Below are 11760 nucleotides of genomic sequence, written 5' to 3' on the forward strand. Positions count from 1 at the left end.
TATTTTTTCGGAGATCCACTCTCGGCTTGAAAATTATGTCCCTTTTTTCAGATTTCGGTCTCGGCCGGACCTTACCTTTCCTTTAGAAAATTCTTCAGAACGTTGCTTAGTCGTATCTTCATCGCTAATTTCCAAAAAAACCCCTCAGAAAATTCCGAGAATCGCCGAAACAAAGAACAGGGACCGGACAATGACGATAAAAAAAGAGGAATGGTTGGATCGGATTTGCGCTCTTCTGGAAGAGGAAATCGGCCTGTACTCGGAAATTCTAGAATTAGAAAAAGAGAAAACCAATGCGGTTACCGTGGCGGACGGAAAAGCAATGGAATCGATTTCCAAGAAATCCTACGAGCTGATCGTTCATGCGAGCGAGATCGAAAGAGTTCGGATGAACGCCATCCAAGACGTTTATTCTTCCAGTAATCTGGGGCTCCCCAAGGAAGGAGTTCCTACTTTAACCGATTTTTTGAATAAGATAGATAGGGACTCCGAGCATAGATTGAAACAACTCGGTACAAGATTAAAAGATACGGTCCACAAATTGAAGGATCGAATCAAGGCGAACGACAAATTGATTCGCACTAGACAGGAATTTTTACGGGCTACGATCGAAGCCATGCGTACTAACGCGAAGAGCGGGGAAGTTTCCGTTTACGAGGACGATAACTCGGCCGCGACGAGAACCAAGAAAAAACGATCTTCGGTGCTTGTGAACGCTTCCGCTTAAGCGGAAATATCGGATAGGAGGGAGAGAATATGGGATCCACATTCTCCGGATTGGAAATAGGTAAGAGAGGACTTGCTGCACACCAGCAGGCCTTGCAAACCACAGGTCATAATATTTCAAACGCGGATAATAAACATTATTCCCGGCAAAGAGTCGTACTCCAAGCGACCGATCCTCTATACGAGCCCTCGCTGAACCGCGCTCATGTTCCGGGTCAGATAGGACAAGGTGTGGAGATCGCGTCCATAGAGAGAGTTAGAGACACTTTCATAGACGATAGAATCATAGAGACTTCCGGAGTGAAGGATTATTGGGCTGCTAAGAACGAATATCTTTACCAAGCGGAGAATATCTTCAACGAACCGAACGGTACCACTCTTCGCACCTTGATGGATAAATTCTGGTCTTCCTGGGAAGAATTGGCGAATTATCCCGAAGATAACGCCCATCGTTCCGTCGTTCTGGAAAAAGCCCAAGGATTGGGAAGCAGAATGGAGGACGTTTACAGAAAACTCTCCCAGCTTCGCGATCAATCCAATCGGGAAATCGAATCCCATGCTTTGCATCTGAATACGATTGCGGAGAATATACGTACCTTAAACGAAAGGATTGCGAAATCCGAGGCTTTAGGGGATAAGCCGAACGATTTGTATGACAAACGGGATTCCTTATTGCAGGAACTTTCAAGTTTGACGGATATCACGATCGGCAGAAGCGACGAAGACGAATTGATGGTCTTCATCGGTCAGCAGATTCTTGTGCAAGGCGGAAAGCTGAATAAGATCGATATATTAGGAAATCCTGCTAAAGACGGATTATTGGATTTATATTGGCAGACTACGGGAGACCCGGTTCTTCTGAAGAAAGGTCGTCTCCAAGGTCTTATCGAAGTTCGGGATAAGATTCTAGGCGAGAAAATCGACCAAGTGGACGCGCTTGCCATCAACGTGATGGATGTAATCAACGAAATCCATAAGGACGGTTTCGGTCTAAACGGAAACACCAACCAAAGCTTTTTTGATGTACGCTCGTTGGCTTTGAATACCTTCGGAGAATACGATTCTGACGGAGATGGGCAAAACGATATTACCGCGATCTTCCGGGTTTCCGGAAAGAATACATTGGATCCGGATCGTCCGATCGGAATCAACGGAACCATGACTTTCTTCCGTCCGGATCAGAAGGAAACTCCGGTTCTTATTCCGTATTCCGCAAACGATACGATCAACGGAGTCATCAAAAGGATCAACGCATCCAAGGTAGGGGTCGTGGCTTATATGAATCACGACAACCAATTGGCTTTGAAGGCAACCGTCGCGGAAGATTCTCCTAAAAAGAACTTCATCCTAAGACATATCGAGGATTCGGGAGAATTGCTCGTGGGTCTGACGGGAATCCTAATGGCTTCCGGACCCGCAGGCGCTTACGATTACAAAAGATTGGGAGAAATCACCAAACTGCAATCCAAGCCGGAAGATATCACTCTTTCTCCGCATTTTCACCCTTCTTCTTATTTCAGGGTAAGCGAACATATCGCCAATAACGTGGCGAACATAGCCGCAGCCCGAGGTAAGGATGTGGGAGGAACGGGAGATTACAATTCTCCCGGAGGCCATAAGGACGGAAGAAACGCGTTACTCGTCGCTTCTTCTCTCAGAAATAATCCGGTCATGGTGGATTATTCCAAAACCACCGACGACTTTTACAATAGCCTAATCTCTAAACTGGGAACGGAAGCGAGAGAGGCCAAACAAGAATGGGGAATCCAAACGGACTTGATGACAGATCTCGAAAATATGAGACAGTCCGTAATGGGTGTGAGCTTGGACGAGGAAATGGCCAATATGGTGCAGTTCCAACATTCCTATAACGCGTCCGCGAAGATGATCAATACCATGAACGAAATTCTAGATACGATCATCAATCGCTTGGGTGCATAATTCCGCGGGGAATAGCAAGGAGGCGAAGCCATGATGCGGATCACTAACATGATGCAAAATAATACTCTGGTGAGGACCCTGAATCGTCACCAGTTGGCCTTGGATGAAACCCAGAACCAATTGGGTACGGGGCAAAGAATCAGATTGCCATCCGATGAACCGGGTCGGGCCACCAATCAGATGTTCTTTCGTTCTCGATTGAACGAGTTGGATACGTTCCAGGCGAACATAGACGACGGTTTCGGAAGATTGCAACAGATCGACGGAGAACTGGATCGTATCGGTAACTTATTCCAGAGAGCGAGAGTTCTTGCTGTGCAAGCTTCCAACGGTATCTACCAAGGAGACAAGGGATTCGAATTGGAGGTAGCGGTCGGAAAGGAAATCGACGAGCTACTCAGAGCGTTAGTAGATATCGCAAATACAAGAGACGCCACGGGCAGACCCTTATTCGGAGGTCATGTGATTGAAAGGCCTCCTTTCGAACCGATCGAGTCCAAGATTAAGGGATTACAAGGGCTGGAATTAAAGAACCAGTACATCGGTGTGGAATACAGAGGCGATATCGGAGAGCAGATCCGCGAAATCGAAAAAGGGGAATATATCCCCGTAACGATTCCGGGCAATAAGGTGTTCTGGGGAACCAATATGAGCGTTACGAGCCGGGTGGATAACTCGGGTTACGTAGCCGTATCCGATCAGAAGTTTAAGATAGACGGAGTGGAGATCCAAGTCTCCGCAGGAGATACGATCGACGATATCATCGATAAGATCAATAATTCTCCGATCGAAGCAAAGGCGAACAAACTCGCTCAGGACAATATCAGCCTTAGCTCCACGGCTCCGCATCAGGTTTGGTTGGAGGATGTGGACGGAGGAACGGTACTTAGAGATATCGGACTAGTAGATCCGGCCAACTCGGAACCGCCGAATAATTACAGCAAATCCGCGACCGTGACCGGACTTTCCGTGTTCGACGTGTTGATCCAGTTCAGAAACGACCTAATCCAAAAGGACCAAGAAAGAATTTCGGGACGGGACATTCAGGATTTGGATTTAGCTTTAGAGAATATTCTACGCTATAGATCCATCGTGGGCGCGAGAATGAATCGGATGGAAGAACATTCCCAGAGAGTGGCTTTCGATAAATCGTACATGACTGAGTTGTTGGCTAAGAACGAAGGAATCGATTTCCCGGAAACCATTATGAATCTGAAATGGTTGGAGACCATCCATCAGTATGCCCTTAACGTAGGCTCCAAAGTGATTAAGTCTACTTTAATGGACTTTTTAAGGTAAAGTTCGACGGAAAGAATTCATCGAATCGGATTCGGAGAATTCTTCTTGTTTAGTATAGGAAAAAATAATAAACTATAAGCGCTTCCTTCGAGAGGCGCCGGAGAAACAGGTCGTCAATGGTCGAGATCCAAAGCAAACCGTTCGGTAAAATCAGCGTCTCGGAGGCCCAAATCGTAAAATTTCCGGAAGGGCTTCTGGGATTCGGCGGTTATAAAAACTTCGCCTTGATAGAAGAGGAGGAGGAGTCCGTCTTCAAATGGTTACAATCCCTGGACGAAGTGGATTTAGCCTTCGTAGTCATACCTCCTTCTTTATTCAAAAAAGAATATAAACCATTACTGAGCGTAGACGAACTCTCGCAAATCGGGTTGCAGGATGTATTGGAAGCGCTTATTCTTGTCATAGTGACGATTCCGAACGATGACCCAGCCTCGATGACGGCCAATTTACAGGGTCCGATTCTAATCAATAAAAAGGAACTGACCGGTCGTCAGTTCGTGTCCCGCAACGAGAATCATTCCGTTAGGGAAAAAATCATCGAAAGCGCCACTGTGGAGATGTCCTAAGTGCTAGTTTTAGCTAGGCGTACTAATGAATCCATTATTATCGGAGACGATATCGAGATCGTCATCGTGGATATTAAAGGGGATCAGGTAAAGATAGGAGTAAAAGCTCCTAAGGAAGTTTCCGTACATAGGGCGGAAGTTTACCGCGAGATTCAGGCGGAAAACAAAAAAGCCGCCGGTACAAAAATCCGGCCGGAGGACCTGGGAAAAATTGGCAGTATGCTTAAAAAATCCGACTCGGGCAAAAAGGATAAATCCTAGAATTCTCCGAACCTCACTTCTACTTTGTTTGATCGTCTGTTCCTGTTCTCTCGGACAACGTAAGACGATTGCGACTTCCTCCGATACGATAGCCGTCTTTTATATTAAGAAATCTGCGGATACTCCGCTCTTTTTAGAGGCGGATACTTGGCTACCCATTGCGAGCACCGTATTTTCAGGTGCCGCTCAGGATTCGATAGAGAAGAACGAATTCTCCAATCGTTTGCAAAAGCTATTTAGATTCACCGGAGTTACCGATTCCGTGATTGCGAGTAAGGATCCCGTAAGAATTTTCACGGAGGAGGAGACTTCTCGCATTGGAGCTCTTCTATTCGAGGCGGAGATCGAAATCCCGGACGGACTTCCTAAGGCATACCAGATCGTCGTAAAGAGAGAGGATCCGATCCGCCCCGGACTCAGGATTAGAAGGACCGTTTTTTATCTAAGAAACCAACCGGATTGTCTAGTGTTGGAGTTTTCCGAAATCGGACAGGTCGTTGACTTTCAAACTCCTTATTCTTTCCGGGATTGGACTCTCGCGCCCATATCCGAGCCGAAATTCTCCGAAGCTAATTCGATCTTCCTTCCCGAACTGAGACCGGAGGGTTTGGAATATCTAAATTCGATTTCGGAGGAAAAGAAGAATCGTATCTGCGTGCATCCTAGTTTTTGGACTTCTTCGATACCGAAGCCGGATTCTACTCCTCCTGCGAGAAAAACCCAAAAAGGAATCGAAGAAAGATTGAGGACTTTGAAGGAACTTTTGGATAAGGGTCTGATTTCCAAACCGGATTACGAGAAGAAGAAGGCGGAGATATTGAAGGAATTATAGAGAGTCGACTCGAATTCGTTTCGAGCCGACTCTAAATCGGATTAGAAATTTTTAACTAAACCGAAACTTCCTCCGTAATTTCCGAATTTCTTATTATCCAGAGTGGACGCTAAGTTTTCGACGGAACCGATCTCGACCGGAGTGGATCCCGGAGCGATATTGAAACCTTGGACTCCTCCTACGTTGAAAGTGCTCAACTGGTAGAATCCGCCGAAACGAATTCCGAAGGTATTGAAGATTCTTACTACGAATCCGGTTTCGAAGCTCATCGACAATCCGCTTAAACCCTCGAAGAAACCGTCCTTGGATTTGAATATAGTGCCTTGGATAGGAGAATAGGATCCTGCCGTGCTTCCAGTATCGATACCCGTTTGGAAGGATGCCATCGAAATATTTCCCCAAAACATGGTGAAATCCCCTCGGAAGTACCAGTTGAACCAATCCCAAATAGGAACGGCAACCCCATAATCGATGGAGAAGTTACGTACATTATACTTTAATTGTCCGGTAGAGAATGCATAACCGCTTTGCCCGTCTGATGAACCGTTTACGAATCCGGGAAGTTTGATTCCCAGGTTTCCGTAATTTCCCGAAGTGGAAGATTGTCCGTAGCCGAAGGAGAATTCGTAGCTCACGTCGTTTCTAGTCAAAAGGTTGAGAGGGCCCCAACCGATTTTAACCTTCCACTCGTCGGTTGTAGGTCTTATGGTGTCCGTTGTATAACGGTTGGACGTACTGGTCGTAGTCGTTTTGGTTTCGGATTTTTCTCCCGCCGAATAATTGATACCGATGAATGCGTTATCGGAAATCTGTTGGCTGAGCCTTAATTTAGGAGTGATTCCTCCTACGGGAGAAGTGGAAGTATTCTCCTTAAAGAATTCCGGTTGGTCTCCCAAGACGCTATTCGCTAAGCGCACGCTATTCAGGATAGAGTTTACCGATTGAGGGCCTCCTTTCTGAAGACCTCCGCTCACCGCATCCAATTCAATAATAGTCAATAATCCGTTTCCGAGTAGACCGGAGTAGGAGCTATCCGAATCGGATGACGTCCCATTAGAATTTTGGTTTCCCGCATTCTGAATCGGAGCGTTGTTCTGATTTTGTTGGTTTTGGTTGTTTGCAGGCGGTTGATTTTTTTGAGGCGGTCTATTCGGATTCGTCTGTGCGAAAACGGAGAATCCGAGTAAGTACCCCGCCAATATAGCTAGTGTCCTTTTTTTCATTGGGTTGCCAGAGTAATAATTTTTTTCCCAAATCATCACCGAAAGCGAGAGACTGCAACAAAAAAAGGAAAAGACCGGAGCGGCCCCCGAAGGGACCGCTCACGTAGTGAGAATAGTGAAGAGAATTGGATATATGTTAACTTCGAACCGGTTGTAACTGGTACTTAGGTAACAATCCATTAATACCATACCCATAGAACCGGTTGAAAAGACAGATTTTTTTCTTCTTAATGCCGTTTTTTTAATAAGAAATTTTCAAAGTCACACGAGCTTCGCGAAAAATCGTTCCGCCTTCTATCGGAGTACTTTGCTTAGCTCTGGCAGTATCCATATAACCCATGGGGATTTCGGGTGCCGCATTGGAGTCCGCCTGTATTTCTATGATATCCTTGAATTTCAATCCTAACGCGGAAAGGACTTGCTCCGCCTTTTTTTTAGCGTCTTTTGCGGCGGATTGTAACGCTTCGTGGGTCGCCTTTTCGGAATTGGAATCGCTGGCTAGGAAGCGGATTCCTGCGATTTGATTGGCGCCGGTGGCTATGGATTCATCTAGCAATTTTCCCGCTTGATCTATCTTGGCCCTGACTAAAACGGAATTGCCTGCATTATAAGCACGAATCTGTCTAGCGCCGGTCTTAGGATATTCGTAGATAGGATGCAACTCGACCGATTCCGTTTGTAATGAGAGAAGATTCTGGGTTTTTAGAAATTTCACTAAGCTTGCGGTTTTCTTAGCTGTCTTTTCATAAGCTTCGGAAGCGGTATTCGCTTCGGTATCCACTCTTAACTTAAGTTCCACCAATTCGGCCGGAATCTCCACTCTGGAACTACCGCTTACGATTAAAGTTTTTTCGTTCTCGGGAAATAGAGGAGAAATTGTTAAGAGAAGTGTTAAACAAAAGAGCAGTATCTTATTCATATTCTTTCCAACAATTTGGACCCTTTTGTTTCGCGGAAAATTCCGACAGGAGGAGGAAATATGAGGATTCTATTTCGCCCTCCTAGAGCCTTCAAGAGTTTGCGATTATTTTAGAACGAATTCGTCGTCGTATTCCGTGTCGTAACGCGAAGAATATTCCTTCAAATTCTTCACACCTACGTAATAATACCCCGATTCGATTTTCTTAGCCTTCTCCGCGAATTTTTCGGAGCGATGGCTCAAATAAGGATGAGTCATGAAATATTCTTCGATCGGAGAACCTGCGGTTTCTTTTCCCCCGATGGATTCTTTCAGTCTGGAAAATGTCAGGCTCATCGCCAGAGGATCGTAGCCTTCTCGGATCATCAATTCGTAACCGTATTGGTCCGCCTCATCCTCCTGGTTCTTGCTGAAAGAAGGACGGATCAAAAGACCTACGGCGAGATCGGCCAATTCTCCCAAAGTTGCCGAACCGAATTTGCGGGCTAATAATTCTCCTCTTACTCCGTCCATACAATGGGATAATTCCACATGGCCGATCTCATGTCCTAGTATCGCTACGAGCTCCGCCTCGGAATGGACGGTGTCCAAAAGCCCCTGGGTCACGAATAAGACTCCTCCGGGCATAGCGAATGCATTGGGAGAAGAAGTGGGCATGACTAGGATTCTATATTCGAAATTCTTGGAATTGTATTTCGTTAACTTAGAGATCAGGCTTTTTAGATAAGAATGTACTTTGCCTCCCTTCTCCCCGTAGGATTCATATCTGAGAGCGATGGAATCGCCTAGACGTTTCTCGTCCAGATCGTTAATGGGCAAAAGCTTCGTAAGAGAGCGATCCACTGTTTTAATCGGCTTACCCAAAAGTTGAAAAGCGGGAGAGAGGGTAGCGGGTAACTGCACAGTGACCTTGCTCTTAAGAGCGAAATAGGAAAGTGCGAAACCCGATATTACGATGGCGATTAAGAATAGGGTTCGCTTACTGAACATTCTCTTTCTCCTTACTTCTATATTTTCCGTAAATAGTATTCATCAAAATCAGAATTCCACCCACTCCTAAAAATACGAGTGCTCTCGTAATCGTGGAAGATTGCGCGAGATCCCAAAAAATCAGACGACCCAGACAAATTACCATCGCCCCCAAGGAAACGTAACGGAAATGACTCTCTTTTAACGCGAGTCCGATCAGGAATACGAAGAAGATTTCGATCATCCAGAGCAATGTAAGAAGAGAAGAATCGAAACTCCAAAATAAAAAGAATGCGACCGCTGCGAATAACGGATAGAAAATTGCGGTATTAAAATGATTCTCCATCTTTTTCGCAAGCTCCACTACCGATAGGGGAAAACCTTCCGATTCTCCTCCTTGGTGAGGAGGTAGAAAATAGGCGCGGAATAGATAAGCCGTCTGTAATACTATGGAAACGAGACCTCCCAACCATTCCTGGTCTTTCCAGAGGACGGATGGTGAGATTGTGGAGCTGGATACGAACGCCACATAGATACAGGAATACCAGAAGAAGAGTAGCGAGTAGAATCTAAATCTGGAAATTATATTCTGATATTTTAAACCGATTGTATCCAATAAGAAAGCCCAAAGAATCCAGGAAACCGCCAGCCAATTGTTCGGAACTTCCAAGGCGATGATGATCGTAATGAAGATAACGATTAATTCCCAAAAGAGGGGCAGAATTTTTCTCCAAAGAGAATTCTCTTCCGAAGGAACCGCTTTGTTGGTCGCCCAATAAAGAAAACAAGCGACCGCGAATATCTGGATCAAGAATCGAATCTTGAAGAAACCGAAGGAAGATTCGGATTGCAGATGCACTAAGAAATGCGCTCCCAAGAAGAATCCTACGAATCCGAGAGAGAATAAGTAGAATACTCCTTGTGAGGGGATCAGAAATTGCTTCCAGTTCAGAGCCCATTCTTCCTTTTTTTCTCCGGTAAGGGTGACTAGTTCCAAATAAAAGAGGGAAAGCATCAACCAGATGATTCCCGGTAGAAAGGGAGAAAAAGAATTCGTTACCCAGTAGGCGAGAACTAGCAAATGCAAAGAAAATAACGCGGATCCGGGCCAGGAGTAAAATGCCGTTTTTCCGGAATCGGTTTTGAATTTAGAAAAGAAAGAGGAGAAGAAGCAGAACCCAAGAAGAGGCAAATCCCTTCCCAGCACTTCCAATGCCTCTAGATTTTGGATCCGACCGATTATGCATAAATGGATCGAAAGAACAAAGGGTAGAATTCCGATACCCAGTCCGTTCCAGTTTCTATTTTGGCGAATATAGAGTAGGCCGATTCCGTAAAGTGGCAGGAAGATTTCGGAATATTTCCATTCTAGGGTCTGGAAGCAAAAGGCTGAAGAAAATAATCCGATAAAAATTCCCGCCGGAGAGACGCGAAATTCTCCCGTAAGACCATAGATATCGTCGCAGGCTTGCTTCTCGTTTCTATGCCGCAGAGAATCGTAGATTTGAGCGGCGAAAGCCATTACGACCATGCCCAAGGTTTCGATCGTTCTGGAGACTTCTCCCAGATTATCTCCTTGTACTTTTCTGAAGAAGAGCAGAATCAAATATGAAAACCAGGAGAGATGTAGAAACGCCGCTCCGCAATTTTTGAGCGCTGTTTCCTTTTCTTCTACGCTTATGATAAAGAAGATTAGGAATAATATACTAGTTAAGATTGAGATGGAATAAGAGTCGAATTCCCAGCGTCCTAATAAAAGGATTCCCGTAAACGCTATGCCGAGGGACACCAAAGTATCCGTCAGATAAAGCCAACGGATTCCTTTTTGGCGGGCAGTTCTCGCTATAAAATAAACCGCGATCGAGCTCAAGAGTAGAATGGGCGGATTCCATTTGGATCCTGTGGCATATAAAGCCAGGCCCAATGCCGTACTTCCCCAGGAAACTAAATGGGTAATGAAAGGTAGTCCTTCCAATTTTTCAGAGCCATAGATCTTTCTGTAGTGAACGAGTAATGCGGTGATTCCTATCGTAACCGTGGAAAATACGCCGATCCATCTGGATTGTCCCATTCCAACTTCGAGATCGCTCTGGGAAAAATGCCCTTTGTAGAGAAGATTGAAGATTAGGAAAGACAGAACGGAAACCAAAAGATGGTATTCCCATTTTGCTTTATAAGAAAGAATTAAACTGAATACTGTGATTGCAACTGCAAGTCCGAAGATCAAAGAGGACAAGGGAAGAATTCCCAATGCGATCAAACTAAGAACGATATGCAGACTTGCGAATCTTTGGAGGGAAGCGAACCAAGCTAACGAAAGATTTATCGAGATTCCGAAAAGAATAATCGATAAGCCCAGCCACTCGTTCTCTATCCATTTCATTCCCGGAATCGCAATTGATCCTACGCATGCGAACAATATTACCGCACCGGAGCCGCTTCTGACCCAATATCCTATCTGCTTCCAGAAATCTTTTCGGACGAGAAGAATAGAAGCTGCGAATAACGCGGCGCCGATTCCCAACACAAGAAGGAACCGGAAGAATGCAGACATCTTTAAGGCGGCATAGATACCTAGAAATCCCACCCCCATCGTTAAGATCACGGTTCCCAGAATTCCCGTCCAATTGTCGGCGATCTGCCTTTCCCATTTTTCCCAAACGGGAGATCTTTGGATTACAGGAGTAGGCTGAGGGACCGGAGCGGGAGAGGAAACTTTCGGAACCGTGGGGGACTTCGGCGCGTCTTTGCTCGGTTTAGGAAGTTCTTCCTTAATCTGTATCGGTTTTTCGGGAATCTTCGGAGCTGGGCTTTGGGGAGAAGACGATTTGGAGACCGCCTTCGAATCTTGCCCTCGCTCTTCCAATTTTTTTTCTAGTTCCCTGACTCTTTCGGACAGCTCCGCAATTCTGGAATTAAGAATGAACGGAAATACCAGATAGAAAATCAGAAATAATACACCAATAACGGCCAATAATACCATAGGGCTTATGAGTTCAGCAGGACCCGAATCCTATGTAAATT

At 45.4% G+C, this 11760-nt stretch carries 10 protein-coding genes; 6 read left to right on the forward strand and 4 right to left on the reverse strand.

Annotation, left to right across the window (positions count from 1 at the left end; genetic code table 11):
- Positions 1 to 190: 190 nt before the first annotated feature.
- From LEP1GSC061_RS15630 to LEP1GSC061_RS15655, 6 genes are all read left to right on the forward strand, one after another.
- Positions 191 to 727 carry a flagellar protein FlgN gene (locus LEP1GSC061_RS15630; protein ID WP_016546564.1) on the forward strand — a complete coding sequence of 179 codons (537 nt, stop codon included), beginning with the start codon at positions 191 to 193 and terminating at the stop codon, positions 725 to 727.
- 29 nt (positions 728 to 756) lie between these two features.
- Positions 757 to 2667 carry a flagellar hook-associated protein FlgK gene (flgK, locus tag LEP1GSC061_RS15635; RefSeq protein WP_016546257.1) on the forward strand — a complete coding sequence of 637 codons (1911 nt, stop codon included), beginning with the start codon at positions 757 to 759 and terminating at the stop codon, positions 2665 to 2667.
- A gap of 33 nt (positions 2668 to 2700) precedes the next feature.
- Positions 2701 to 3966, forward strand: a complete 1266-nt coding sequence (locus tag LEP1GSC061_RS15640; protein WP_040508975.1) for a flagellar hook-associated protein 3 — start codon at positions 2701 to 2703, stop codon at positions 3964 to 3966.
- A gap of 116 nt (positions 3967 to 4082) precedes the next feature.
- Complete coding sequence (gene fliW, locus LEP1GSC061_RS15645; protein WP_016546209.1) at positions 4083 to 4532, forward strand: flagellar assembly protein FliW; 450 nt, start codon at positions 4083 to 4085, stop codon at positions 4530 to 4532.
- Complete coding sequence (gene csrA / locus LEP1GSC061_RS15650; RefSeq protein ID WP_016546585.1) at positions 4533 to 4793, forward strand: carbon storage regulator CsrA; 261 nt, start codon at positions 4533 to 4535, stop codon at positions 4791 to 4793.
- Positions 4744 to 5625, forward strand: a complete 882-nt coding sequence (locus LEP1GSC061_RS15655) for an SHOCT domain-containing protein (protein WP_016545970.1) — start codon at positions 4744 to 4746, stop codon at positions 5623 to 5625. Before csrA ends, LEP1GSC061_RS15655 begins: the two co-directional genes overlap by 50 nt.
- A 41-nt stretch (positions 5626 to 5666) precedes the next feature.
- Here the strand turns inward: LEP1GSC061_RS15655 and LEP1GSC061_RS15660 are convergent, their stop codons facing one another.
- The 4 genes from LEP1GSC061_RS15660 to LEP1GSC061_RS15675 all read right to left on the reverse strand — a co-directional run bounded on the left by LEP1GSC061_RS15660 (position 5667) and on the right by LEP1GSC061_RS15675 (position 11719).
- Positions 5667 to 6848 carry a hypothetical protein gene (locus LEP1GSC061_RS15660; RefSeq protein ID WP_040508978.1) on the reverse strand — a complete coding sequence of 394 codons (1182 nt, stop codon included), beginning with the start codon at positions 6846 to 6848 and terminating at the stop codon, positions 5667 to 5669.
- Positions 6849 to 7089: 241 nt separating this feature from the next.
- The gene (locus tag LEP1GSC061_RS15665; RefSeq protein WP_016546329.1) at positions 7090 to 7767 is read right to left on the reverse strand and encodes an SIMPL domain-containing protein; all 678 of its coding nucleotides are present in this window, start codon (positions 7765 to 7767) and stop codon (positions 7090 to 7092) included.
- A 105-nt stretch (positions 7768 to 7872) separates the two neighbouring features.
- Positions 7873 to 8757, reverse strand: a complete 885-nt coding sequence (locus LEP1GSC061_RS15670; RefSeq protein WP_016546072.1) for a M48 family metallopeptidase — start codon at positions 8755 to 8757, stop codon at positions 7873 to 7875.
- A complete protein-coding gene (locus LEP1GSC061_RS15675) occupies positions 8747 to 11719 on the reverse strand; it encodes a DUF2339 domain-containing protein (RefSeq protein WP_016546088.1) in 2973 nt (990 codons plus the stop codon). The genes LEP1GSC061_RS15670 and LEP1GSC061_RS15675 overlap by 11 nt, the downstream gene beginning before the upstream one ends.
- Positions 11720 to 11760: the final 41 nt, after the last annotated feature.

The sequence above is a fragment of the Leptospira wolffii serovar Khorat str. Khorat-H2 genome (genome assembly GCF_000306115.2).
GTDB classification, from domain to species: domain Bacteria; phylum Spirochaetota; class Leptospiria; order Leptospirales; family Leptospiraceae; genus Leptospira_B; species Leptospira_B wolffii.